This is a genomic window from Mixta sp. BE291, from assembly GCF_031457955.1.
In the GTDB taxonomy this organism is placed as follows: Bacteria; Pseudomonadota; Gammaproteobacteria; order Enterobacterales; family Enterobacteriaceae; genus Mixta.
Genome location: NZ_JAVDXN010000001.1, coordinates 730,413 through 755,933, shown reverse-complemented (window position 1 = coordinate 755,933; position 25,521 = coordinate 730,413). Strand labels below are relative to the sequence as shown.

The following is a 25,521-nucleotide window of genomic DNA, read 5'->3' as shown; positions in this document are numbered from 1 at the left end:
AAACTACGCGTTCAGCCGGTTCTACAAGCCGTTATAAACCTTCATAAAACCCCGTGAAACGGCTTATTTCAGCGCTTTATTCTGCTTTATTCTCTATTTTTTGCAGGTCATAAGGCTAAATCGTTTTCCAGAAAACAAACACCCTGTTTGCCGCTTCCGTCCGGTTAAAATGACAGATTATTCCGTCCATAAAATATCAAACAGCACTTAACACTATTTAACAGGCGACGATCTTGCTATTAACCCTAAACGCGGGCGCACGGATAGCAAATAAAAAAACACTTGCCACTTGTGGCGGGATAAGAGAAATTAACCGCCGTTTTTTCAGATTTAATTACAGAATCGTGCGCCGGTTTCGCCAGCGACGCGGTCTTATTTCCTGATGAAAATCAGGTTGAAACAACAGAGGTAACAGTGTCTACAGCAAACAAACACACTGATGAGGCAGCCAGCCTCAATGCGTTCAAACAACCAAAAGCGTTTTATCTGATCTTTTCCATCGAACTTTGGGAACGTTTTGGTTACTACGGCCTGCAGGCCATTATGGCGGTCTACCTGGTTAAACAGCTGGGGATGTCCGAATCTGATTCCATCACGCTTTTCTCCTCTTTTAGCGCCCTGGTTTATGGCCTGACCGCCATCGGCGGCTGGCTGGGCGATAAAGTTTTAGGCACCAAGCGTGTGATTGTGCTCGGCGCGCTGGTGCTGGCAATAGGTTACAGCCTGGTGGCCTGGTCGGGGCATGATGTGTCGATGGTTTACATCGGCATGGCGACCATCGCGATGGGTAGCGGCCTGTTTAAAGCTAACCCGGCTTCCCTGCTCTCTACCTGCTATGACAAAGACGACCCGCGTATCGACGGCGCTTTCACCATGTTCTATATGTCAATTAACGTGGGTTCGCTGGTTTCCATGATGCTGACACCGTGGCTGGCCGCTCGCTACGGCTGGAGCGTGGCCTTTGCCCTTTCCGTGGTTGGTCTGGCGATTACGGTCATCAACTTCCTGCTGTGCCAGAAAATGGTGAAGAACTACGGTTCCAAACCCGATTTCGCCCCGTTAAACATGGGTAAATTGCTGGCAACGCTGGTCGGCGTGGTGGTGTTGATTTCCGTCGCTACCTGGCTGCTGCATCATCAGTTCATTGCCCGTATCGTACTGGGTGTGATTGCGCTGGGTATTATTCTGATCTTCGCTAAAGAAGCGTTCGCCTTGCAGGGCGCAGCACGTCGCCGCATGATTGTCGCCTTCCTGCTGATGGTAGAAGCGATTGTGTTTTTCGTTCTCTATATGCAGATGCCGACCTCGCTGAACTTCTTCGCTATCCGCAATGTGGAACACAGCATCCTGGGCATTACTTTTGAACCCGAGCAGTATCAGGCGCTGAACCCGTTCTGGATCATGGTTGCCAGCCCGATTCTGGCGGCGATTTACAATAAAATGGGCGACCGCCTGCCGATGCCGCATAAATTTGCTATCGGTATGGTGCTCTGCTCCGGCGCTTTCCTGGTGCTGCCGCTGGGTGCCAGCTTTGCGAATCAGATGGGTATCGTCTCCGTCAACTGGCTGATCCTGAGCTATGCGCTGCAAAGTATCGGCGAACTGATGATTTCCGGTCTGGGACTGGCAATGGTCGCGCAGCTGGTGCCGCAGCGTCTGATGGGCTTTATTATGGGCTCCTGGTTCCTGACCACCGCAGGCGCCGCGATGATCGCCGGTAAAGTGGCAAACTTGATGGCGGTGCCGGAAGGCGTTAACGACCCGCTACAGTCGCTGGCAATCTACAGTGAGGTGTTCCAGAAAATCGGTATCGCTACCGCGATTATCGCCGTACTGATGATGCTGACCGCGCCGATCCTGAATCGTATGACTATCGATCACGACGCGCCAAAACAGCCATAAGCGCCAGGCGTAACAGACAAAAAGCCGTCCGCGTGACGGCTTTTTTTTATTCTTTTTTTACGCTGACATTTGCAGGTGCCCGCAGTAGGATGATGTTCCCCCCGCATGCAACAAGGAGCATTGTATGAAACTGTTCAGTAAAGCTGGTGCCTGTTCCCTCTCTCCTCATATCATCCTGCGCGAGTGCGGCCTGGATTTCACTCAGGTCAATGTTGATTTAGCCACGAAGAAAACCGAGCACGGCGAAGATTACTGGCAGATCAATCCCAAGGGGCAGGTTCCGGCCCTGGAGCTGGATGATGGCACGCTGCTCACTGAAGGGCCGGCTATTGTGCAATATCTCGCTGACCTGAAACCCGATCGCCAGCTGCTGGCGCCCGCTGGCAGCCTGACGCGCTATCATACGCTGGAGTGGCTAAACTATATCGCCACCGAGCTGCATAAAAATTTTACGCCGCTGTTCCGCCCGAATACCTCAGAAGAGGTGAAAACGCAGCAGCGCCAGCAGCTGGAGAGCAAATTCCGTTACGTTAACGATGAGTTGCAGGATAAGCAGTGGCTGGTGGGTACGCGTTTTAGCGTAGCGGACGCCTATCTGTTTGTGGTGACACGCTGGGCAAAAGCGGTGCAGCTTGATCTGAACGGGCTGGAAGCGCTGTCGGCCTGGCAGGCACGCGTTGCGGAACGCCCTGCGGTAGCCGCCGCGCTGGATGCGGAAGGACTAGCCTGATAGCAAACGGGACGCCTGCGCGTCCCGTTATTTCTGAACCTTACGTGGTCAGAGTTTTTCAGCGGCAAAGTGTTGCTGCGGCTTCGCTATCAGATCCTGCGCGGCCACCAGCTGGAGTTCATATTCACCCATTTCGTGGGTTTTCAACATCACTTCATAGACCGCAGCGGTGATATGCTCCAGCGACTGTTTCAGCGTCTCACCTTTTAGCAAGTTCACCAGCAGCAGGCCGCTGGTTAAATCACCCACGCCAACTGGCTGCCTGACGCCGAAGTCGATCAGCGGGCGGCTGATATGCCAGGCTTCCTGCGCGGTCACCAGCAGCATTTCAAAACGATCGCTGCGGCGTCCAGCGCGCGCCAGATGTTTAACCAGCACAATTTTCGGTCCCTGAGCAATCAGCTGACGTGACACTGTCACCGCATCTTCTACGTTTGTTACGCTGCTGCCGCTCAGCATCTCCAGCTCCAGCAGATTCGGCGCGATAATATCGCTGGCGGGCAGCGACGCTTTGCAATGGAACTCCGCCACGCCCGGTGCCACGATGCAACCCTTCTCAGGATGGCCCATCACCGGATCGCAGAAATACCAGGCCTCGGGGTTGGCCTGTTTGACCTGGCGTACAATTTCCAGAATCTGTTCGCCCTGCTCGGCGGAACCGAGGTAGCCGCTCAGCACCGCATCACAGGTTTTTAAGCGATCGATATCGGCAATCCCCTTAACGATATCGGTCAGATGCGAGGCTGGCATTACGGTGCCGGTCCAGTGGCCATATTGCGTATGGTTAGAAAACTGAACGGTGTTTAACGGCCAGACGTTCGCGCCCATACGACGCATCGGGAATTCCGCCGCGCTGTTACCCGCGTGACCAAAAACAACGTGAGACTGAATAGCGAGAATGTTTTTCATGTTTAACCTGCACAACCCTGCCAAAAAATAAGGCCGGTCGAACCGGCCTTTTTATCGTTATTTCCAGCACACCAGACAGTAGTGCTTTTTACCGCGACGCAGCAGCGTATAACGGTCAAACAGCTTATCGCTGTCGCTGAAGCGGTATTCCGCATCAGACTGTTTCTCACCGTTAACCGTTACTGCGTTGGAGTTGATCATGGTCCGCGCCTGACCGCGTGACGGCACCAGCTCCGCGTTGACCAGCGCCTGTTGCAGATCGGCGTCGACCTCCAACGTAATGGTCGGCATACCATCCTGCGCCAGCTGTTCGAAATCCGCTTCGGTCATTTCGCTCAGGCTGCCGGAGAAAAGGCTCTGCGTGATACGCTGCGCGGCGGCCAGCCCTTCAGCGCCATGCACCATGCGGGTAACCTGCTCGGCCAGAACATACTGCGCGCGCGGCGCTTTTCCGCTGTTTTTGTCTTCTTCTTCCAGCGCATTGATCTCGTCAATGCTCATAAAAGTGAAGAACTTCAGGAAGCGATAAACGTCCGCATCGGCGGTGTTGATCCAGAATTGATAGAATTTGTACGGGCTGGTTTTCTTCGCGTCCAGCCAGACCGCGCCACCTTCCGTCTTGCCGAACTTGGTGCCGTCGGACTTGGTGATCAGCGGTACGGTCAGGCCAAAGACCTGGTTTTGATGCAGACGACGCGTCAGATCGATACCGGAGGTGATATTGCCCCACTGATCGGAGCCGCCAATCTGCAACGCCACGCCATAGCGCTCGTTCAGGCAGGCAAAATCATAGCCCTGCAGCAGATTGTAAGAGAATTCGGTAAACGAAATGCCCTGATCGTCGCGGTTCAGACGCTGCTTCACCGCTTCTTTGTTAATCATCTGGTTAACAGAGAAGTGCTTGCCGATATCGCGCAGGAAGGTCAGCACGTTCATGCCGCCGAACCAGTCATAGTTATTGGCCGCGATGGCGCTGTTTTCACCACAGTCGAAATCCAGGAACGGGGCAACCTGATGACGGATTTTATCTACCCATTCATTTACGGTTTCAGTCGTGTTCAGCTTGCGCTCTGCCGCTTTGAAGCTGGGATCGCCAATCAGACCGGTGGCTCCGCCTACCAGCGCAACCGGCTTGTGTCCCGCATCCTGGAAACGTTTCAGACAAAGCAAAGGTACCAGATGGCCCAAATGCAAGCTGTCGGCGGTCGGATCGAAGCCGCAATAGAGAGCGATTGGCCCTTGCGCCAGCCTCTCTGCTAACGCTTCCTCATCCGTTACCTGGGCAACCAGGCCTCGCTCTTGCAATTGTTTAATCAGGTTACTGCTGGTCATTAAAGACTCCATGTTGTAACGACTGCACCTATGCTGGTACACAGCTTTCCGCTGATATGCGGAGAAATGAAGGCATATAGAATAAAGCGCCGCCGCCGCCAGCGCCAGCGCCAGTCAGGAAAATTTAACGAATTCAGGGTGCCAGCCGATCGATTTTCCAGCGCTCGCCGTCACGCTGGTAGAAAAAGCGATCGTGCAGCCGGTTTTCACCGCCCTGCCAGAACTCCATGGCATCGATTTTGATGCGGAATCCGCCCCAGAAGCTGGGTAACGGCACTTCGCCCTGGCTGAATTTCTGTTTCAGCTCCAGAAACTTACTTTCCAGCACGCCGCGTGCGGAGATCCGGCTCGACTGCTGGGAGACCCAGGCACCGATCTGGCTGTCGCGCGGACGGCTGTGGAAATATTTCACCACTTCCAGCGTTGAGAGCTTTTCCACCTGCCCCAGCACCATCACCTGACGCTCGAGGAAATGCCAGGGAAACAGCAGGCTCACGCGCGGGTTCTCAGCCAGCTGCTGCGCTTTGCGGCTGCCCAGGTTGGTATAGAAAATCATGCCGCGCGCGTCATAATGCTTCAGCAGAACGATCCGTTGATAAGGCTGGCCCTGGGCATCCACTGTCGCCACGCACATCGCGGTCGGGTCCGGCAGCTGGGCATCGCAGGCCTGACGCAGCCAGCGTTCAAATAGCGCCAGCGGCTGCTCGGGCAGATCGTTACGACGCAGGCCGCCGCGCGTATATTCACGGCGCAAATGGGCAATCTGTTGCAGACTATCGTTTTCACTCATCATCGGATTCAACCATAGCAAAGGGTACCGCTATTGTGCGACTGCCCCGGATAATATTCAACGCGCCTGCGCGGTTTGCAGCTGGCAATCATTAACGATAATGCGCTGATTGCGTTCGATAAACGCGCTGTCGCCCTGTGACCAGAAACTGTAGGTGCCATCGCTGTAGCGCACGCCGGACGCGGATTCCTGCTCGGTTAACGTCAGCGGCTGACCATCCATAATAAAATGCGCCTGCTGCTGCGCAAGCGTGACCGTGAGCGGCAGCGTGCCGCAAAGATAATGCAGGGTTTGCGTTTCCGGCTGCGGTTTGCCAAACAGGCCGCAGCCAGTGAGCAGCAGAACCGGCAGCAGTTTCAGGTTATTGCGCATGTCATCTCCTCAGCACAGCTTACAATAGCGGCCGGTTGGCCGGATAAATCGCGCCCAGCACGCTGGCCTGACGCGCGCCGGTCACTGACGGCAGGTTGCCCGGCAGCCCGGATAAGGTGCGATAAGCCAGCCAGGCGAACGCCAGCCCTTCCATGTCATCGCCATTGATGCCGACTTTATCCGTGGTAGAAACTTCAGTACCTGCTAACAACGCCGCCAGACGTGCCATCAGCAGCGGATTACGACAGCCGCCGCCGCAAACCAGCAAACGATCGCAGCCGCCGTTCAGCTGCACCTGCTCGCTGATGGTCACCGCCGTTAGCTCCAGCAGCGTTGCCTGCACATCCTGCGCCGCCACGCCCGGAAAATGACGCAGCTGCTTTTCGATCCAGCTGGCGTTGAAATATTCCCGGCCGGTGCTTTTCGGGGCCGGTAGCGCAAACCAGGCATCGCTCAGCATCTGTTGCAGTAACGGCACAATCACCGTTCCGCTCTCTGCCCAGGCCCCATCCTTATCATAAGGCAGGCTGCGATGCCGCCAGATCCACGTATCCATCAGCATATTGCCGGGACCGGTATCATAGCCGCCCGGCGCGCGCCCGGGGATCAGCACCGACAGGTTAGCGATGCCGCCGATATTTAACACCATCCGCCGTTCTTGCGGATGCATCAGCAGCGCCTGATGAAAAGCGGGCACCAGCGGCGCGCCCTGCCCGCCCAGCGCCATATCGCGCCGACGAAAATCGCCCACCACGGTGATGCCGGTCATGGCGGCGATCTGATTATTGTCGCCAATTTGCAGCGTGCTGGGCGCATCGCCATAAGGCTCATGCCATACCGTCTGACCGTGGCAGCCGATCGCGGTAATATCGTCGGCGCTCAGGTGCTGCTGCCGCATTAGCGTAAGCACCGCTTCGGCAAACAGTCGCCCAAGACGGGTATCCAGCTGTCCCAATTGCGACAGCGTCAGGTTTTGTCCCTGATTGATCGCCAACAGCTGCTGGCGTATCGCCTGCGGCACCGGATGATAATAGCTCGCCTGCTGCGCCACCATCCGTTCATCAATCGCGGCTAACACCACATCCACGCCATCCAGGCTGGTACCGGACATCACGCCAATATAGCGTCCCGATTTCATCAAACGACCTTACTTCCGCGGGGAAGAGAATTCAAACAGCGTCCAGCCTGGCAAAAAAGGCGGGGTAATTCTATGATTAATTGTCGTTTTTTATGTACGGTCGACGCTTTTACATTCGGGCATGATTTTTTGCTGGCATAATTGAATCTTTGTTTATCTGATAAGGTCTATGCTCAGCCCGCGCCTTTTTTTTACTAATTTAAAACAGGCGCAGGTTCTGCCGTATAATTAGGTCATCTGTGGCTGCTTTTCGTTGCAGTCAACAATCGTGAAAGGAGCTTTATAATGATGAAGCGTTTATTAGTTGTGGCGCTGGCAGGCATGACGCTGGCAGGCTGTGCTAACACGGATACGCTTTCCGGTGACGTGTACAGCGCTAACGAAGCTAAACAGGTGCAAAACGTAAGCTACGGGACGCTGGTCTCCGTTCGTCCGGTTAAAATTCAGGGCGGCGATGATAATAATGTGATCGGCGCTATCGGCGGCGCGGTGCTGGGCGGCTTTTTGGGTAACACCGTGGGCGGCGGCGCAGGCCGTAGTCTGGCGACGGCTGGCGGTGCGGTGCTGGGCGGCGTAGCGGGTCAGGGCGTTCAGGGCGCGATGAATAAAGCAGATGGCGTTGAGCTGGAAATCCGTAAGGATGACGGTAATACCATCATGGTGGTGCAAAAACAGGCGGCCAGCCGTTATTCAGTGGGACAGCGCGTGGTGCTGGCTTCAAACGGCAGCCAGGTTACCGTTTCTCCGCGCTAAGGCTTGTCGAACGAAAAAACCGACGCAGTGCGTCGGTTTTTTATTGCCCGTCATTCGCTTTTCTTTTGCAGTTCCGCGATGTTTTTTTCCAGCCGCGCAATAAGCGTAATCAGCTGGTCAACTTCGCGCTTCGAAATTCCGGCTAAAATATCATCGCGCGTGGCATCAATCACATGCTCTACCTGCTGGATAACCGGCTCTGCCGCTTTTGTCAGCTTAATGCGTTTCGCGCGCCGGTCGTTGGCGCAGGTGCAGCGCATAATCAGCCCTTTTTCTTCTAACTGATCCAGGGTGCGTACCAGCGAAGGCTGTTCAATGCCAATCGCTTTAGCCAGTTGAATTTGCGACTGATGCGGCGGTAGTTGATGGATATTATGCAACGTGACCCAATGCGTTTGCGTCAGTTCCAGCGGTTTAAGACGTTGATCGATCAGCGCACGCCAGATGCGCACTAAGCGTGCTAAATCCGTTCCTAATGGCGTATCCAATTTCATCTCCTTATAATTAGCTTGCTAGCAATCAAGCGTGACTTTAATCTATTCTGCGAGTTTATTGGGCAAAATACAAATTCAGTACGCGCCGTAAAAGGGCATTTGTTCTTTACGCAAACACGCTCTATCTTTGCATAAGCGTAAGTGGCTCTGTTGGCCTATCCTGCTGTTTAACAATGTTTTTCAGATTTCTACCCAGGCGGTCTGACATCGCTTTCTCCCGTTGATGACCAAAACGCAGGTGCCAGAGGGCGATTCATTGGACTGGCGTAAGCGCCATATTGGCTCGTTAGCGTGGCCTGGCGAACAGACGTTACGTTGTAACGCACAGATTTTTCAGATATGCGCGCCCCGCTAATCATGCCGGTCCGGGTAGTGACGGCAATGGGCATCGTCTCAAAGAAGCAATAAAGTAAGCTGAATGCGCCCTTGCCAGGCAAAACCTGTACGTTTACGCAGCAAGGGCCGTAATCTGATATTATGTTGCCCGCTCCGCGCAGTAGAATCGAGCAGCACCTTACTGAGTAAGCTTATTTAATCACGCCACAGGCATAACGCGCGCCACCGCCACCCAGCGGCTGCGGATGATCGCTATGATTATCGCCGCCCATGTGCACCATCAGCGCTTTGCCGGAAATTTCACTGACTTTTTTCAGGCGCGGTGCCAGCACCGGATAGGTCGATTTGCCCTCGGCATCCACGTACAGCGCCGGGAGATCGCCCAGATGCCCCTCGCCCCACGGGCCGAGGTGCTTGCCGCTGTTTTGTGGGTCAAAGTGGCCGCCCGCCGCGCCCGCTGGCACGGTTTTACCGTCGGTGGTCGCAGGCTCACAGCTGCCGTTAGCATGAACGTGGAAACCATGAATGCCCGGCGGCAGCTGCGCAAGATTTGGCGTAAACGTCAGTCCATAGGCTGTTTCATCGATTTTTACGCTACCGACCTCTGCGCCAATCCCCTTTTCATTGACGCTGTGCAGTGTCACTTCCTGGCTAGCCGCCTGGGCGTAGCCACATACCAGCAGCGTTAACGCTGCTAAACCAGAATATTTCATCTTACCTCCTGCAGATTAATGTCAGCTTGCCTCTACAGTCTGGCGGAAAATCAGGGTTTAGCTGCATTACGCCGCTTTTTTTGCGTTACTTTACGGCACGTCATAACCCAGCGCGGCTTTACGAATACGGAACCACTGCTGGCGACTCAGCTGAAGGTTCAGGGCCTGTTGCGCCGCGCGTACGCGCTCAATTTTTCCTGAGCCGATAATCGGCAGCGGCAGCGAAGGCAGGCGCATAATCCAGGCGTAAACCACCTGTTCAACCGATTCAGCGCCGATTTCCTCAGCCACGGCGCGCAGCTCAGCGCGTAACGGGGCAAATTTCTCTTCGCTGAACAGACGCCCACCGCCAAGGCAGGACCAGGCCATCGGCTTTATCCGCAGCTGCTGACACTGGTCGAGCGTGCCATCCAGCAGGGTATCCTGGCAAAGCGGCGAGATTTCCACCTGGTTGGTCGCCAGCGTAAACGGCAGGCGCGACTGTAACAGCGCAAACTGCGCCGGGGTGAAATTGGAGACGCCGAAATGGCGTACTTTGCCGCTCTGATGCAGCGCGCTAAAGGCTTCAGCGATCTCATCCGCGTCCATTAACGGGTCGGGGCGATGAATCAGCAGCAGATCGAGATAATCGGTAGAAAAATGACGCAACGAGGCTTCCGCACTGCGGATAATATGATCGCCATCGGTAATGTAGTGACCCAGCTGGTTTTCGGGTTTAGCGGTAGTCGCGATGCCACATTTGGTGACCAGCTCCAGCCGCTGACGCAACGAAGGGTCCAGACGCAGCGCCGCGCCGAAAGCGGCCTCACACTGATAATCGCCATAAATATCGGCATGATCGACGGTGGTAATGCCCAGCGCCAGATGCTGCTCGATAAATGTCGTCAGCTGCTGAGCAGACATCTGCCACTCCATTAACCGCCAGTAGCCCATCACCAGACGGGAAAACGCTGGCCCCTGTGGCGCAACCTGCACGCGTTCTGTCATCTCTTTTCCTCTGCGAATCATGGTTAATGACAGGCAGTATACGCCGACGTCCGAGAAAAAAAGGGAAAGATATCAAAACAGTGACGGCTGTTGGGGTTCCTCAGGCGCGGCAGGTTTTTCATTGCGGTGCAGGCGTAGCCAGCGCTGGCGACAGAGGCGCAGCACGTCGCGCTTCTGCGCATCGCTATATTGCATCCAGTTAAAGCGCTCTTCACGGCTGCGCAGGCAGCCACGACAGTAGCCGCGCGCATCGGACTGACAAATACCCCGGCACGGGCTGGGCACCGGGAAGAATTCAAGCTGCTCTGCCACATCGCCTCCTGAGTAAACACCTTCTTTTATTCAAGACAGCTTCAGGCTGAAGCGCAAGCCTGGCCATAAAATTACCGTGTGCCGCCGTTAAGCAGTACGAATGATTCCCCTTGCCCCGCACTCATTAACCCTGCATTAAGGTTTTATTAAGGTTTTTAGGCCAGACTATATGCAATGTTCAATTTTGTTTAACGATGCGAATGCTGAAAAAAATACGCTGTAATGAATCGTGGTTCCTTGTCGCCTGCGCGCTGTTTTTTACTTTTATTCTTAATGCTCAGTTTATTATTCGCGCGGCAGAACGCACGCCGCGTGCGCATCTGCACGATTATCTGTTTATCGCCTCGATTCCGCTGGTGCTGTTTTGCGCCTTTATGCTGATTTTTAACCTGCTGGCGTTGCCCTGGATCCGCAAGCCGCTGCTGATTATTCTGCTGCTGTGCGGTGCGGCGGCAAACTATTTTATGTACAGTTTCGGCACGGTGATTGACACCAATATGGTGCAAAACGTTTTTGAAACCGATTTGCAGGAAGCCACCGCGCTGCTGAGCTTGCGTTATCTGTTATGGTTGCTGGCGCTGGGCGTCATTCCTGCGCTGCTTGTTTGCGTGACTAAAATCACGCCGACACGCCCCTGGTGGTTTGCTCTGGCGATGCGCGGCTTATGGTCTATCAGCTGCCTGCTGACAATTTTGCTGATTGCCGCCCTGATGTATAAAGATTACGCCTCGCTGTTCCGCAATAATAAAGGCCTGGTGAAAATGGTCACGCCCGCCAACGTCGTTAGCGGCGTGATTAATTATGCTGATAATCGCTGGCTACAGGGCAGTAAAGCGCTGGTTCGCATCGGACAGGATGCGCAAAAAGGCCCGCTTATCGACGCCGCCGAGAAAAAGACGCTGGTTATTTTTGTGCTGGGCGAAACCGCGCGGGCGGAAAACTTCTCGCTGGGCGGCTACCCGCGGGAAACCAATCCCAGACTGAAACAGCAGAACGTGATCTACTATCAGCACGCCAGCTCATGCGGAACAGAAACCGCGATCTCCGTGCCCTGTATGTTTTCCGGTATGACGCGCGCGCACTATAACGCCAACCTGGCGCATCATCAGGAAGGCTTAATGGATGTGCTGGCCCATGCGGGCATCAACGTGATGTGGCGTGAGAACGATGGCGGCTGTAAAGGTGCCTGTGACCGTATTCCGCATAGCGATATGACCTTATGGAAACTTACCGATCTTTGCCGCAACGACGCCTGCCTGGATGAAGTGCTGCTGCATCGTTTATCGCACTATATTGATGGCGTGAAGGATGATTCGGTGATTGTGCTGCATCAGATGGGCAGTCACGGCCCCGCTTACTATTTACGTTATCCGCCCGCGCTGCGCCGCTTTACGCCGACCTGCGACAGCAAACAGATTCAGGATTGCGATCATCAGGCGCTGGTGAACACTTATGACAATACGCTGCTCTACACCGACGCGATGCTGAGCGACACTATCGAGTTGTTGAAAACGTATCAGCAGCGCTTTAACGTGGCGCTGATCTATCTCTCCGACCATGGTGAGTCGTTGGGCGAGCATGGTATGTATTTGCATGGCACGCCTTATCTGTTTGCGCCCAGCCAGCAGACGCACATCCCTTTCCTGTTGTGGCTCTCTGCCGATTACGCCCGGACTTTCGGCATTAACCAAGCCTGCCTGCGACAGCATGCGCAACAGGATGAGATCTCGCAGGATAATGTTTTTCATACGCTGTTAGGGATGGTTAACGTGCAGACCAGCCTTTATCAGCCACAGCTTGACCTGCTGAAAAGATGCCAGGCGCATTAAGGTTGCATTAGACCAACTGGTCTATTACCCTGAGCGCCATGAATAAAACGGCCCACAGGCTGCCCGTGTACAGCCGCTTGCCAGGGGTAAATGGCTCTGTTTGCCGAGCAAAACATGACACGGGGGCAGTGCGTTAATCCACGCGCTCCAGGCAATTTTGCAGCTGTTGCCGGAGCGCTAAATTAAAAAACCCGCTTCAAGACGACCGGTCTACTGAAGGCTATCGTGGGTTTTCCCGTCTGGTAACAGGCAGCTATACTAAGCTTTTTTGACCGTCATCGGATGATGACCCCCTTTTTGGAGACTATTATGCGCTTACTTCACACCATGCTGCGCGTTGGCGATATGCAACGTTCCCTGGATTTCTATACTCGCGTGCTGGGCATGCGTCTGCTGCGCGAAAGTGAAAATCAGGAATATAAATATAACCTGGCGTTTGTTGGCTATACCGACGAAAGCGAAGGCGCAGTGATTGAGCTGACCTATAACTGGGGTGTGGATCACTATGATCTCGGCAACGCCTATGGCCATATCGCGCTGGGCGTGGATGATGTCGCAGCAACCTGCGAACGAATTCGTCAGGCGGGCGGTAAAGTGACCCGTGAAGCGGGCCCGGTTAAAGGCGGCAACACCGTTATCGCCTTTGTTGAAGACCCGGACGGTTACAAAATCGAACTGATTGAGAACGAACACGCTGGTCATGGCCTCGGCCACTAAGTTTTTTGGGCGCCTGCGGGCGCCCTTCTTTTTCCTGCTGCTGCAACCCCTGGCGAAATTTGCCATAATGCGCGCTGCATTTTTTCGCCAATGAGATCCTGATGTCTGAATCGAAACAACTGAACGCATTATCTGACCGCTTCCGCGGCTTTTATCCAGTGGTAATTGATATCGAAACCGCCGGATTTAACGCCAAAACCGATGCACTGCTGGAAATTGCCGCCGTTACGTTGAAAATGGATGAAAATGGCTGGCTGCAACGCGACCAGACGCTGCATTTTCACGTCGAGCCTTTTGCGGGCGCGATTCTGCATCCGGAGGCGCTGGCGTTCAATGGTATCGATCCTGAGAATCCGCTGCGCGGCGCGGTCAATGAATATGATGCGCTGCACGCTATCTTTAAACAGGTGCGCAAAGGCATAAAGGATCAGGGCTGCAATCGCGCCATTGTCGTTGCGCATAATGCCAATTTCGATCACAGTTTTATGATGGCCGCCGCTGAGCGAACGGCGCTAAAGCGCAATCCGTTTCATCCGTTCGCCACCTTTGATACCGCGGCCCTGAGCGGGCTGGTAGTGGGTCAGACGGTGCTGGCGAAAGCCTGTAAGGCCGCAGGCATCGCTTTTGACGCCAGCCAGGCGCACTCGGCGCTGTATGACACTGAGCGCACGGCGGAGCTGTTTTGCGAGCTGGTAAACCGCTGGAAACGTCTGGGCGGCTGGCCGCCGCTGCCGGTCGATGAGGAACAGCCTGCTGAAATCAGCGACGGTGAATAGTCCGTCCGCCGTAAAAAAGGGCGCCTGAAGCGCCCTTTGCTGTTGTAAGCGGAAAATTTATTCCGCTTCTTTATATTTTTCTGCTGTTTCTTTAATCAGCGTCTGCAGTTCGCCGCGCTGGAACATCTCGATCACGATATCGCAGCCGCCAACCAGTTCGCCATCTACCCACAGCTGCGGGAAGGTGGGCCAGTTAGCATATTTCGGCAGCTCAGCACGAATGTCAGGGCTTTGCAGGATATCCACATAGGCGAAGCGCTCGCCACAGGCAGAGAGAGCCTGAACCGTTTGCGCCGAAAAGCCACAGCTGGGTAACTTCGGCGAGCCTTTCATGTAAAGCAGAATCGGGTTTTCTGCGATCTGGCGCTGAATTTTTTCAACAGTACTCATAATTGCCTTCCTTAAATAGCATGCTTCGTGTCTATTGATTGTAGCGACTGTAGCGGGTTGCTGAAAACGACATTTTCTGTAAGGTTAAATGACGCGGGTTATTGTAGCGGCTTGTCACAGCAAAATAACCCGTATCAGCGCGATGCATTGCGCGGTGGTTAATACCTGGCAATAACTTTGCTGAGATAACCGCCTGTTTACGCTTATTTTTACATCTATATGCATTTAAAGTTTATTTCACTAAAAAAGGCTTTATCTTTTCGCAAAAAGTTCGATTAGAATTGGCCCTTCAGGAGTCTGTCGCTATGGCAGAAATAAGATTAACCTTGCGCTATCACTGCGCTTTGAGTGTAACCACACCATGCGTTTATTGATTACGCTTTTTATGCTGACCGTTGCTCAACTCTTTTTTAACGTTGCCGAGGCATCCCCGCAGGCGCCAGTCAAAGCCACTCAGCATAAAATTGATAAAAAAGCCGCCCGCGACGACGACCGTCGCAAGCGCCGGGTGGTAAAAACCACCAGTAAAAAAGCCCGTCCGGCCAGCGTCGAAAAAAACAAGCTAAAGAAGAAAAGTAAACCTGCCACGGTTGCCACAGCCAGCACGAAAAAGAGTCGTAGCGCGGTTAAAACCACCAGCGTAAAAAAAAGCATCAGTAAAAAAAGCAAACAGCGCTATGGTCGCCAGCGCGGCGAGAAAAAAACCGCTGTAGTCGCTAAGCGCGGCCCGCTGGAGATGAGCAAGGCGCATCGTGAGCGCTATCAAAAGGCGCGTGAAACGGCGATGAACAAACTGATGAGCCAGTTAGGTAAGCCCTATCAGTGGGGAGGCACCTCGCCTCATACCGGTTTCGACTGTAGCGGTTTGGTCTGGTACGCCTATAAAGATGTGGTGAAGTTTAAAATTCCCCGCACCGCTAATGAAATGTACCACCTGCGTGATGCGGCATCGATTAACCGTGAAGCGCTGGAAAAAGGCGATCTGGTGTTCTTCCGCATTAATAATCGTGGCGCAGCCGATCACGTCGGCGTCTATCTCGGTAACGGACGCTTTATCCAGTCGCCGCGCACCGGTAAAGATATCCAGATTAGCCAGCTGAGCGATGATTACTGGCAGCGGCACTACGTTGGCGCTCGCCGCGTGATGACGCCGCGCACCATTCGCTAACGCGGTTGCGCAACAAAAAAGCCTGTCATATGACAGGCTTTTTTTATTTCTGGCTGGCGATTAATTGATAACGGCGGTGAAGCTAAACGCCATGATCACCAGTAATGCCGCCACCGTGGTGCCTATTGATAGTTTTAAATCCGTGCTCATTTGGCCTCTCCTTTAACCACACAAAAAATAACGGTATAGATTTTCCCATACTCCCTGGTAAAAATCTCGTTTTCTTTGCGCCAGCTTGGTAGAATCCCCGCCTTGCGTTGCGCAACGACCAAAACCACCGTTGTCGACGACCCTTATTTTAAGACGTCCCGCCGCTAAGACGTACCTCAGCCCGCCTGATGATAACCCATACGCGTGCTGAATAACGCTATCGGGACGCAAACGATTAACATTAGCCTTATCAAACTATTACGATAGGCGCAGGAGTATCTTTTTAATGGCAACAATCAAAGATGTCGCAAAGCGTGCCGGCGTTTCTACCACCACGGTATCGCACGTCATCAATAAAACCCGTTTTGTCGCGGAAGAAACCCGTGAGGCCGTGTGGGCAGCCATCAAAGAACTACACTATTCGCCCAGTGCGGTCGCACGCAGCCTGAAAGTCAACCACACTAAATCGATCGGCCTGTTGGCGACGTCCAGCGAGGCGCCCTATTTCGCTGAGATTATCGAAGCGGTGGAAACGCGCTGTTTCGCCCGTGGCTATACCCTGATTCTGGGCAACGCCCATAACGATTTACAGAAACAGCAGGCTTATCTTTCCATGATGGCGCAAAAGCGCGTGGATGGCCTGTTGGTGATGTGCTCCGAATATCCTGAAGCGCTGCTGAAGATGCTGGAGGAGAACCGCAATATTCCTATGGTAGTCATGGACTGGGGCGAATCGCGCGGCGACTTTACCGATACCGTGCTGGATAATGCTTTCCAGGGCGGCTATCTCGCTGGCCGCTATCTGATCGAGCGCGGACATCGTGATATCGGCGTGATCCCCGGTCAGATGGAACGCAACACCGGCAGCGGGCGCTTCGCCGGTTTTGTCAAAGCGCTGAATGAGGCCAGCATTGCGGTACGCGAAGAGTGGATCGTTCAGGGCGACTTTGAGCCAGAGTCTGGCTATCGCGCTATGCAGCAAATCCTGGCGCAGAAGCAGCGCCCTACCGCCGTTTTCTGCGGCGGCGATATTATGGCGATGGGCGCGATTTGCGCCGCCGATGAGCTGGGACTGCGCGTGCCGCAGGATATTTCAGTGATCGGTTACGATAACGTGCGCAACGCCCGCTATTTTACCCCTGCGCTGACCACAGTGCATCAGCCGAAAGAGCAGCTGGGCGAAACCGCTTTTGATATGCTGCTGGACAGGATCACCAGCAAACGTGAAGAATCGCAAACCATTGAAGTCCATCCTACGCTGATTGAGCGCCGCTCTGTCGCCGATGGTCCCTTCCGCGACTACCGCCGCTAAGGTTCAGGCTCAGGAACCGCTGTTCCTGAGCCGCTACGCTTCCCGCAGCCATTCCCGATTGATCGTTTCCGTATCGCCAAGATAATCCAGCAGCCAGCGCAGCGCGGGCGAACTGCTTTGCTCCGACCAGCTGACGCAACAGAAGCTGTCGGGAAAAGGTTGCGGCAGCGCCAGCTCGGTGAGCTGCCGGGTTTTCAGCAGCGGTGCGGCGAAATGTCCGGGAACCATGCCCACACACAGCCCGGCACGCAGGCAGTCAAACGCGCTTTCCCAGTCGGGCACCACCAGACGGCGCTGATTATCCAGCGTCCAGGTGGTACGTCGTGGCAATGCGCGCGAGGTATCTTCCAGCACCAGCGAGGGCCAGGGACGAATATCATCATCCTCCAGCTGCCTGCTGACGCTGGCTAAAGGATGATCAACGCTTACTACGCAGCGCCAGTTAAGCGCGCCCATATCGCGAAAGGCAAAGCGCCCGCCAACCGGAATCGCCTGCGTCGCGCCAATCGCCACATCAACCCGCTCGTCCGCCAGCGCATCCCAAACGCCGTTAAACACTTCCGGCGTGATCAGCAGTTCCATATCCGGGAAGTGCCGATAGAAATCAAGCACCAGCTGACGGGTACGCTGCGGCTTAACAATGCGATCCACGGCGATGCTTAACTGCCCGCGCCAGCCATTCGCCACCTGCTGGCACTGCCGCCGCGTGGCTAGCATTTTTTTGATAACAGCACGGCCTTCGCGAATAAACAGCTCGCCTGCCTCAGTGAGTACCACGTCGCGATGGCGTCGCTCAAAAAGCGGCACCGCCAGCCAGGACTCCAGCTGACGTACGGTATAGCTGATGGCCGAGGGTACGCGATGTAGCTCCTCGGCGGCGGCAGAGAAGCTGCCATTGCGCGCCACGGCATCGACCACTTCCAGTGCATATTCAGACCACATGTTTTGCCTGCAAAATTTTTGATATCAACCGGCAAATTTTAGCGTTTCACAATCAGAAAAACATCCTTTAACCTCGCGCGGTCTGTTCACCTGCTAATAATGAGAAAGTGATGTCTGCTTCAAAAGGATTTATGCTCTATCTGGCGCTGCTCAGTACGCTGGGTTTTCTCGCCACCGATATGTACCTGCCCGCGTTTACCGCCATGCAGGAAAGTTTTCACACCTCTGCCGGCGTGATTAGCGCCAGCCTCACCGTGTTCCTTGGCGGTTTCGCCTGCGCGCAGCTGCTGTGGGGACCGCTCTCTGACCGTTTTGGTCGTCGACCGATCTTGCTGCTGGGTCTGGCGCTGTTTGCGCTGGGCTGTGCGGGGATGCTGTGGGCGGAGACCACCTGGCAGATGTTAATCCTGCGCTTTGTGCAGGCGGTGGGCGTCTGCTCGGCGGCGGTGAGCTGGCAGGCGCTGGTAGTGGATCGCTATCGCGGGGCGCAGGCGAATCGGGTTTTCGCCACCATTATGCCGCTGGTCGCGCTGTCGCCCGCGCTGGCGCCGCTGCTGGGCGCCTGGCTGCTGAGCCACTTTTCATGGCGATCGATTTTTCTGACGCTGTTTCTGGTAACGCTTCCGCTGCTGTTTGCGACGGCGAAGCTGAAAAAAAGCGCGCCCGCCTCTGAGCCAACCGGCCAGCGCAGCGGTTTTTTCCGTCTGCTGGCGTCGCGTATCTACAGCGGCAACGTGCTGATTTATGCCGCCTGCTCCGCCAGCTTTTTCGCCTGGCTGACCGGTTCGCCCTTTATCCTGCACGATTTGGGATTAAGCCCGGCCGATATTGGTTTGAGCTATCTTCCGCAGACCGTGGCGTTTCTGGTAGGCGGCTTTGGCTGTCGCTCGGCGCTGCAGCGTCGCAGCGGTCGCACGCTGCTGCCCTTCCTGCTGGTTTTTTATGCTGTGAGCGTAGCTGCGCTGTTTATCGTCTCGCTTAGCGATCGGGTTACGCTGTGGGGATTGTTAATTCCATTTTGCGGCATGGCGCTAGCGAATGGCGCTATTTATCCCATCGTGGTAGCCAATGCGCTGCTGCCCTTCCCGGATGACACCGGCAAAGCCGCTGCGCTGCAAAACTGCCTGCAGCTGGGCCTGTGCTTTTTTGCCAGCCTGGCGGTCTCTTCCTGGTTACGCCATCCGTTACTGACCACCAGCTCGGTGATGTTCTCAACCATTCTGCTGGTCGCGTTGGGCTATGCGTTGCAGTACGTGGCACACGAACGCACACATAATTAGCACCCTAATTATTAACCGTTGTATCTTGCCTTGCGGGAGCCTATACTCCTTGCAAGGCAGTCACTTATAACAGTTAGCGTACTTTTCCCCGGCCCATCGCCCGCTTTCCGCGACAATAATTGTGGCCCCGGGCTTTCAATGCCTTTCAATCCTCTGCGCAACGTCAGATATCTGGCACACGGTCTTCCGTGAGATTTCTCACAATCCTGAGAAATTGACTATTCTGTTTCTCAGGTTCGTATCACACAGGTGATGGAGAAGCTATGAGTACATCGTGCATAGAAGAAGTGAACCTGGAGGAAAACCATTGGTATCGTATCGTCCATGAAATGTTGGAAACGGCTGATATTGAGATCAATGGTAAGCGCCCCTGGGATATTCAGGTCAAAAATCCTGAATTTTTTAAACGTGTTTTGCAAGAAGGATCGCTTGGCCTGGGTGAAAGCTATATGGATGGCTGGTGGGATTGCGAGCGGCCAGATATATTTTTTCAACGCGTATTAAAACATCAACTTGATCAACAACTTCCTCATCATTTCAAAGATACATTACGTATCGCGGCAGCGCGGCTTACCAATTTACAGTCAAAAAAACGCGCGTGGATGGTGGGCAAGGAGCATTACGATTTAGGGAACGATCTCTTTTCACTGATGCTGGATCCCTTTATGCAATACTCCTGCGGCTACTGGAAAAGCGCTCAGACGCTGGAAGAGGCGCAACAGGCTAAATTAACCTTGATTTGCGAAAAGCTTAAGCTAAAACCTGGCCTGAAGCTGCTGGATATCGGCTGCGGCTGGGGCGGACTCGCTGAGTTTGCCGCGCGTCATTATGGCGTCACGGTCGATGGCGTGACCATCTCCGCCGAACAACAGAAAATGGCGCAGCAGCGTTGCGAAGGTCTGGACGTCAATATCCTGCTGCAGGATTACCGTGATTTAGATAATCAGTATGACCGCATCGTTTCCGTTGGCATGTTTGAACACGTCGGCCCGAAAAATTACGCCACCTATTTCAACGTGGTCGACCGTAACCTTAAGCCGGATGGCCTGTTTCTGCTGCATACCATTGGCGCGATAAAAACCGACATGCATGTCGATCCGTGGATCGATAAATATATCTTCCCCAACGGCTGTTTGCCGTCGGTACGCCATATTGCTGAAGCCAGCGAAGCGCATTTTATTATGGAAGACTGGCATAATTTCGGCGCCGACTACGACAAGACGCTAATGGCATGGTATGAGCGCTTCCTGCAGGCCTGGCCGCAGCTGGCGGAAAAATATGGTGAGCGCTTTAAACGCATGTTCACCTATTATTTAAACGCCTGCGCCGGGGCGTTTCGTGCGCGTGATATTCAGCTGTGGCAGGTGGTATTCAGCCGCGGCGTTGAGGGCGGCCTGCGCGTACCGCATTAACCGCTGTCGCGTATAAAAAAACAGGCAACCGGGTTGCCTGTTTTTTTATTATTTACTCTGCAATCTGATTAACCGTTGCCGCCAGCGTCGCTTCTCGCTGCGCCAGCACGCGCTCTACCGTATCCACAATCGCCTGCGTATGCGGATCGATTTCAATATTCACCCGCTGCCCCAGCTTTTTCGCGCCCAGCGTAGTGCGCATCAACGTTTCAGGGATAAGATGCACGCAAAATTTGGTTTTGGTGACATCGCCCACGGTCAGGCTGATGCCATCAATACCAATAAAGCCTTTGTGCAGGATATATTTCAGCAGCGTGCTGTCCTGCGGTTTGAACCAAATTTCACGGTTATTTTCTGCGTTAATGACCTTGCTGATTTCAGCTGTGGTCATAATATGGCCGGACATTAAATGACCGCCAATTTCGTCACTGAACTTCGCTGCTCGTTCAATATTTACCGTGTCGCCCGGCTGCAGATCGCCAAGATTGGTAATGCGCAGTGTCTCTTTCACTAAATCAAAGCTGACGCGATCGCCATTAATTTCGGTAACGGTCAGGCAGCAGCCGTTATGCGCTACCGAGGCGCCCAGCTCCAGGCCCGGTAATAACGCCGACGGCATTTTAATAATGTGAGTACGAAAGTTGGTTTTTTCTTCAATGGCAACCACCTCTGCGGTGCCCTGCACAATTCCGGTAAACATGATTCGGCCTCTGTGAGTTTTTGCTGATATTAACATACTCTCTGGTGCAGAGCAGGCGGGCAAAAGCGTGAAAAACGCCGCCTGGGTACCATAAAATGCGGTTTTCTTCCCGGTCTGATGTCGTTATGATTCTGCACCAGCGTTGTGCATCATTATCTATCTTTATTATCCTGTCTCTCTGGGTGTTATTCATTCCTTAAAACATAAAAGGTGTAAACGTGCAGAAGTATCTGACAGAAGCGCGTCAATTATTAGCGCTTGCTATTCCGGTTATTCTGGCGCAGGTGGCGCAAACCGCCATGGGATTTGTCGATACCATTATGGCGGGTTCGGTTAGCGCAACGGATATGGCTGCCGTTGCGGTCGGCACCTCGATCTGGCTGCCCGCCATATTGTTCGGTCACGGCCTGCTGCTGGCCTTAACGCCGGTAGTGGCGCAGCTTAACGGCTCCGGTCGCCGTGAGCGTATCGCCGGTCAGGTGCGTCAGGCTTACTGGTTGGCGGCATTGGTTTCCGTGCTGATTATGATTGTACTGTGGAACGCGGGTTATATGATCCACGCGATGCAGGATATCGACCCGGCGCTGGCTGATAAAGCAGTGGGCTATCTGCGTGCGCTGCTGTGGGGGGCGCCGGGCTATCTGTTTTTCCAGGTTGCGCGTAATCAGTGCGAAGGATTGTCGAAAACCAAGCCCGGTATGGTCATGGGTTTTATCGGGTTACTGGTGAATATTCCGGTTAACTATGTCTTTATTTATGGTCACTTGGGTATGCCTGCGCTGGGCGGCGTTGGCTGCGGCGTGGCGACGGCATCGGTTTACTGGGTAATGTTTATCGCTATGCGGCTGTGGGTGAGTCGGGCGCGTTCCATGCGCGATATCGCCCTGCCCGGCCATTTTAGCCCGCCGGACTGGCCGGTTCTGAAGCGTTTAACGTTCCTTGGGCTGCCGGTTGCGCTGGCGCTGTTCTTTGAAGTAACGCTGTTTGCCGTGGTTGCTCTGCTGGTTTCGCCGCTGGGGATCGTGAATGTGGCTGGTCACCAGATTGCGCTGAACTTCAGTTCATTGATGTTTGTGCTGCCGCTTTCGCTGGGCGTCGCGACCACCATTCGCGTCGGCTTCCGCCTTGGGCAGGGTTCGGTAGAGGCGGCAAAAGTCGCCGCCTGGACCGGTCAGGGCGTTGGCATCATGATGGCCGCCGCAACGGCGCTGTTTACCGTGACGTTCAGAGAGCAGATCGCCCTACTGTATAACGATAATCCGCAGGTGGTGGCGCTGGCGTCGCAGCTGATGATGCTGGCCGCGATTTACCAGTTCTCTGACTCTATTCAGGTTATCGGCAGCGGTATTCTGCGTGGCTATAAAGATACGCGCTCGATCTTCTTTATTACCCTGGTGGCGTACTGGGTGGTGGGCTTGCCCAGCGGCTATCTGTTGGCGCTAACCGACTGGATCGTCTCGCCGATGGGCCCGGCGGGATTCTGGTGCGGTTTTATTCTGGGGTTAACTTCCGCAGCGATTATGATGCTGTGGCGTATTCGTCGGCTGCAGAAATTACCCGCCGAACTGATCCTGCGCCGCGCGGAACATTAAGCTAAAGGCCCGCCGCGTCTAAAAAAACGGCGGGTCGCACAGTTGATGGGCAGTTGCGCAGAAAATTGCATGTTTCTACTTGCCAGCGGTGAACAGTGTCGCTAATATTCGTCCCCGCCGTCACCCAAGACGGCAGATGCGTTCTTAGCTCAGTTGGTTAGAGCACCACCTTGACATGGTGGGGGTCGATGGTTCGAGTCCATTAGAACGCACCAAAGTGCGTCCGTAGCTCAGTTGGTTAGAGCACCACCTTGACATGGTGGGGGTCGGTGGTTCGAGTCCACTCGGACGCACCAAATATTGCGTTCTTAGCTCAGTTGGTTAGAGCACCACCTTGACATGGTGGGGGTCGATGGTTCGAGTCCATTAGAACGCACCACTCTCTTTTCTCACGGGTTTCACTCTTCCGCTCCTGCGTTTATATCTTTTTACTTCCGTTTCGTTTCTGCACACCTGTCCGCTGCTACCTCTGCACATTATCTGTTTCGTACTCGCACCTGAATTGGTTTTCGCTGCGGTAAAATCCGTTGTTCACACCGGTTTTATTTCTGCGTTTGGCATTTAAAACGCCGTTATTTTTTGTGTAATTTATTTTCCGCGCAAAAAAAATTACACAAAAACAGGGCATGAATAAAGGCATCCGTTATCAGAACTTTCCTGGTATACAACCGGCGCGCGCTCTGGTTTGCCGCCCTTTTTTTCATTGCCTGACCGGCTGGATACGCGGGCTAAAACAGGTTGCCGCAACGTGACTTTCCTTGATCTGGAACCAGCTGCCTTCACGCTTTTTGATTGGTTTTCGTATACTTAGCGTCTATACTATCTTCCGGTGTCTCACTTGAATGGTTTCAGCCAATTGACGTGCCCTTACCTACACATACAACCAGTTGCGCAACTCGCCCACAGGGGCTACGGAACATCATCGCTCAACTTCCTCTGCACGCTTTATATCTGTCACCTATTCTTAGTTTGTATCGCAGTCCGCTCACTGAGCATGAATATTTCCCCGATGCACCAGGCATCGACCTCAAACCTTAATCATCCATCACAACTTACAGATAACTTGTCATGAAAAAGACCAAGATCGTTTGTACCATCGGCCCGAAAACTGAATCAGAAGAGATGCTGACCAACCTGCTGGAAGCGGGCATGAATGTTATGCGTCTGAATTTCTCTCACGGTGATTACGAAGAGCACGGTCGCCGTATCGCCAATATCCGCGCGGTTATGGAAAAGACCGGTCATCAGGCGGCTATCCTACTGGATACCAAAGGCCCGGAAATCCGCACCATGAAACTGGAAGGCGGTAGCGATGTGTCGCTGAAAGCGGGTCAAACCTTCACTTTCACCACCGATCAATCGGTGATTGGCAACAACGAACGCGTTGCGGTGACCTACTCCGGCTTTACCGCCGATCTGAAAATTGGCAATACCGTGCTGGTAGACGACGGTTTGATCGGTATGGAAGTCACCGAAGTCACTGAAAATACCGTGGTATGTACCGTACTGAACAACGGCGACCTGGGTGAAAACAAAGGCGTTAACCTGCCGGGCGTTTCCATTCAGCTGCCTGCACTGGCGGAAAAAGATAAGCGCGATCTGATTTTCGGTTGCGAACAGGGCGTGGACTTTGTTGCCGCCTCCTTTATCCGTAAGCGTTCAGACGTGCTGGAAATCCGTGAGCATCTGAAAAAGCACGGCGGCGAGCATATCCAGATCATCTCCAAAATCGAAAACCAGGAAGGTCTCAACAACTTTGATGAGATCCTCGACGCCTCTGACGGCATCATGGTTGCACGTGGCGACCTCGGCGTGGAAATCCCGGTTGAAGAGGTGATTTTCGCCCAGAAGATGATGATCAAAAAATGTAATAAAGCACGCAAAGTGGTGATTACCGCTACCCAAATGCTTGATTCCATGATCAAAAACCCGCGCCCTACCCGTGCGGAAGCGGGCGACGTGGCCAACGCCATTCTCGACGGCACGGATGCGGTGATGCTTTCTGGTGAAAGCGCCAAAGGTAAATATCCGCTGGAATCAGTACGCATCATGGCGACCATCTGCGAACGTACCGATCGCGTGATGAAATCGCGTATTGATACCGTTAACGACAACCGCAAGCTGCGTATCACCGAAGCCGTATGTCGCGGTGCGGTAGAGACCGCAGAAAAACTGGAAGCGCCGCTGATTGTGGTAGCGACCGAAGGCGGTAAATCAGCGAAATCAGTGCGTAAATATTTCCCGGACGCCACGATTCTGGCGTTAACCACCAACGACATCACTGCTCGTCAGCTGCTGCTGAGCAAAGGCATTGAAGCGCGCGTGGTGAATGAGATCGCCTCTACCGACGATTTCTACCGTATTGGCAAAGAAATTGCGCTGGAAAGCGGCTACGGCCAGAAAGGCGATGTGGTTGTTATGGTTTCTGGTGCACTGGTACCAAGCGGAACAACAAATACCGCATCGGTACACGTACTGTAAATAC

At 54.0% G+C, this 25,521-nt stretch carries 25 protein-coding genes and 3 tRNA genes; 15 read left to right on the top strand and 13 right to left on the bottom strand.

All coding sequences use genetic code 11. The annotated features are described in order from the left end of the window. The first annotated feature begins 414 nt into the window (after positions 1–414). Both dtpA and gstA read left to right on the top strand, forming a co-directional pair. Positions 415–1,902 carry a dipeptide/tripeptide permease DtpA gene (gene dtpA / locus J2X14_RS03655; protein ID WP_352409833.1) on the top strand — a complete coding sequence of 496 codons (1,488 nt, stop codon included), beginning with the start codon at positions 415–417 and terminating at the stop codon, positions 1,900–1,902. A gap of 124 nt (positions 1,903–2,026) precedes the next feature. Continuing rightward, positions 2,027–2,632, top strand: coding sequence for a glutathione transferase GstA (gene gstA / locus J2X14_RS03650; RefSeq protein WP_352409832.1), 606 nt, complete (start codon positions 2,027–2,029; stop codon positions 2,630–2,632). Positions 2,633–2,680: 48 nt separating this feature from the next. Here the strand turns inward: gstA and pdxY are convergent, their stop codons facing one another. From pdxY to anmK, 5 genes are all read right to left on the bottom strand, one after another. Continuing rightward, positions 2,681–3,541 carry a pyridoxal kinase PdxY gene (gene pdxY / locus J2X14_RS03645; RefSeq protein WP_352409831.1) on the bottom strand — a complete coding sequence of 287 codons (861 nt, stop codon included), beginning with the start codon at positions 3,539–3,541 and terminating at the stop codon, positions 2,681–2,683. Positions 3,542–3,598: 57 nt separating this feature from the next. Next, positions 3,599–4,873, bottom strand: a complete 1,275-nt coding sequence (gene tyrS / locus J2X14_RS03640) for a tyrosine--tRNA ligase (RefSeq protein ID WP_352409830.1) — start codon at positions 4,871–4,873, stop codon at positions 3,599–3,601. A 133-nt stretch (positions 4,874–5,006) separates the two neighbouring features. Then, positions 5,007–5,663 (bottom strand): pyridoxamine 5'-phosphate oxidase, encoded by a 657-nt coding sequence (pdxH, locus tag J2X14_RS03635; RefSeq protein WP_352410134.1) that lies wholly within the window; start codon positions 5,661–5,663, stop codon positions 5,007–5,009. A 57-nt stretch (positions 5,664–5,720) separates the two neighbouring features. Continuing rightward, on the bottom strand, positions 5,721–6,035 hold the full coding sequence (locus J2X14_RS03630) for an MliC family protein (RefSeq protein WP_352409829.1): 315 nt from the start codon (positions 6,033–6,035) through the stop codon (positions 5,721–5,723). Positions 6,036–6,054: 19 nt separating this feature from the next. Next, entirely contained in the window at positions 6,055–7,173 is a 1,119-nt protein-coding gene (gene anmK / locus J2X14_RS03625; RefSeq protein WP_352409828.1) for an anhydro-N-acetylmuramic acid kinase, read from the bottom strand. A 285-nt stretch (positions 7,174–7,458) separates the two neighbouring features. On the opposite strand from anmK, the gene slyB reads away from it, so the two are divergent. Continuing rightward, on the top strand, positions 7,459–7,926 hold the full coding sequence (gene slyB / locus J2X14_RS03620; protein ID WP_352409827.1) for an outer membrane lipoprotein SlyB: 468 nt from the start codon (positions 7,459–7,461) through the stop codon (positions 7,924–7,926). Between the two features lie 50 nt (positions 7,927–7,976). Here the strand turns inward: slyB and slyA are convergent, their stop codons facing one another. From slyA to J2X14_RS03600, 4 genes are all read right to left on the bottom strand, one after another. Continuing rightward, complete coding sequence (gene slyA / locus J2X14_RS03615; RefSeq protein WP_249894497.1) at positions 7,977–8,420, bottom strand: transcriptional regulator SlyA; 444 nt, start codon at positions 8,418–8,420, stop codon at positions 7,977–7,979. 527 nt (positions 8,421–8,947) lie between these two features. Next, positions 8,948–9,469, bottom strand: a complete 522-nt coding sequence (gene sodC, locus J2X14_RS03610) for a superoxide dismutase [Cu-Zn] SodC (protein ID WP_352409826.1) — start codon at positions 9,467–9,469, stop codon at positions 8,948–8,950. Between the two features lie 90 nt (positions 9,470–9,559). Next, positions 9,560–10,456 (bottom strand): aldo/keto reductase, encoded by an 897-nt coding sequence (locus J2X14_RS03605; protein WP_352409825.1) that lies wholly within the window; start codon positions 10,454–10,456, stop codon positions 9,560–9,562. 72 nt (positions 10,457–10,528) lie between these two features. Continuing rightward, a complete protein-coding gene (locus tag J2X14_RS03600) occupies positions 10,529–10,768 on the bottom strand; it encodes a DUF1289 domain-containing protein (RefSeq protein ID WP_352409824.1) in 240 nt (79 codons plus the stop codon). Positions 10,769–10,962: 194 nt separating this feature from the next. Between J2X14_RS03600 and eptA the strand changes: the two genes are divergently transcribed. The 3 genes from eptA (at position 10,963) to rnt (ending at position 14,090) form a co-directional block, all read left to right on the top strand. Continuing rightward, positions 10,963–12,597 carry a phosphoethanolamine transferase EptA gene (gene eptA, locus J2X14_RS03595; protein ID WP_352409823.1) on the top strand — a complete coding sequence of 545 codons (1,635 nt, stop codon included), beginning with the start codon at positions 10,963–10,965 and terminating at the stop codon, positions 12,595–12,597. A gap of 309 nt (positions 12,598–12,906) precedes the next feature. Continuing rightward, entirely contained in the window at positions 12,907–13,314 is a 408-nt protein-coding gene (gene gloA / locus J2X14_RS03590; RefSeq protein ID WP_352409822.1) for a lactoylglutathione lyase, read from the top strand. A gap of 101 nt (positions 13,315–13,415) precedes the next feature. Next, positions 13,416–14,090, top strand: a complete 675-nt coding sequence (gene rnt, locus J2X14_RS03585; RefSeq protein ID WP_352409821.1) for a ribonuclease T — start codon at positions 13,416–13,418, stop codon at positions 14,088–14,090. Positions 14,091–14,147: 57 nt separating this feature from the next. On the opposite strand, the gene J2X14_RS03580 is transcribed toward rnt, so the two are convergent. Further along, complete coding sequence (locus tag J2X14_RS03580) at positions 14,148–14,483, bottom strand: Grx4 family monothiol glutaredoxin (RefSeq protein WP_205960846.1); 336 nt, start codon at positions 14,481–14,483, stop codon at positions 14,148–14,150. 358 nt (positions 14,484–14,841) lie between these two features. Here J2X14_RS03580 and J2X14_RS03575 point away from each other — a divergent pair, with 358 nt between their 5' ends. After that, complete coding sequence (locus J2X14_RS03575; protein ID WP_352409820.1) at positions 14,842–15,648, top strand: C40 family peptidase; 807 nt, start codon at positions 14,842–14,844, stop codon at positions 15,646–15,648. 60 nt (positions 15,649–15,708) lie between these two features. On the opposite strand, the gene cydH is transcribed toward J2X14_RS03575, so the two are convergent. Continuing rightward, on the bottom strand, positions 15,709–15,798 hold the full coding sequence (gene cydH, locus J2X14_RS03570) for a cytochrome bd-I oxidase subunit CydH (RefSeq protein ID WP_352409819.1): 90 nt from the start codon (positions 15,796–15,798) through the stop codon (positions 15,709–15,711). A gap of 286 nt (positions 15,799–16,084) precedes the next feature. Here cydH and purR point away from each other — a divergent pair, with 286 nt between their 5' ends. Continuing rightward, positions 16,085–17,110 (top strand): HTH-type transcriptional repressor PurR, encoded by a 1,026-nt coding sequence (gene purR / locus J2X14_RS03565; protein WP_352409818.1) that lies wholly within the window; start codon positions 16,085–16,087, stop codon positions 17,108–17,110. A gap of 33 nt (positions 17,111–17,143) precedes the next feature. On the opposite strand, the gene punR is transcribed toward purR, so the two are convergent. Continuing rightward, a complete protein-coding gene (gene punR / locus J2X14_RS03560; protein ID WP_352409817.1) occupies positions 17,144–18,052 on the bottom strand; it encodes a DNA-binding transcriptional activator PunR in 909 nt (302 codons plus the stop codon). Between the two features lie 110 nt (positions 18,053–18,162). Between punR and punC the strand changes: the two genes are divergently transcribed. Then, entirely contained in the window at positions 18,163–19,332 is a 1,170-nt protein-coding gene (gene punC, locus J2X14_RS03555; protein ID WP_352409816.1) for a purine nucleoside transporter PunC, read from the top strand. Between the two features lie 263 nt (positions 19,333–19,595). Continuing rightward, entirely contained in the window at positions 19,596–20,744 is a 1,149-nt protein-coding gene (gene cfa, locus J2X14_RS03550) for a cyclopropane fatty acyl phospholipid synthase (RefSeq protein WP_352409815.1), read from the top strand. Between the two features lie 52 nt (positions 20,745–20,796). Here cfa and J2X14_RS03545 read toward each other — a convergent pair whose 3' ends face one another. Beyond that, complete coding sequence (locus J2X14_RS03545; protein WP_352409814.1) at positions 20,797–21,444, bottom strand: riboflavin synthase subunit alpha; 648 nt, start codon at positions 21,442–21,444, stop codon at positions 20,797–20,799. Between the two features lie 218 nt (positions 21,445–21,662). Between J2X14_RS03545 and mdtK the strand changes: the two genes are divergently transcribed. From mdtK to pykF, 5 genes are all read left to right on the top strand, one after another. Next, positions 21,663–23,036 (top strand): MdtK family multidrug efflux MATE transporter, encoded by a 1,374-nt coding sequence (gene mdtK, locus J2X14_RS03540; RefSeq protein ID WP_352409813.1) that lies wholly within the window; start codon positions 21,663–21,665, stop codon positions 23,034–23,036. A gap of 138 nt (positions 23,037–23,174) precedes the next feature. Then, positions 23,175–23,251, top strand: a tRNA-Val gene (locus J2X14_RS03535). A 4-nt stretch (positions 23,252–23,255) separates the two neighbouring features. Further along, positions 23,256–23,332 (top strand) — tRNA-Val (locus tag J2X14_RS03530). Between the two features lie 6 nt (positions 23,333–23,338). Then, positions 23,339–23,415: transfer RNA gene (locus tag J2X14_RS03525), tRNA-Val, on the top strand. Between the two features lie 689 nt (positions 23,416–24,104). After that, positions 24,105–25,517 carry a pyruvate kinase PykF gene (pykF, locus tag J2X14_RS03520; protein WP_352409812.1) on the top strand — a complete coding sequence of 471 codons (1,413 nt, stop codon included), beginning with the start codon at positions 24,105–24,107 and terminating at the stop codon, positions 25,515–25,517. The last annotated feature ends 4 nt before the right edge of the window (positions 25,518–25,521 follow it).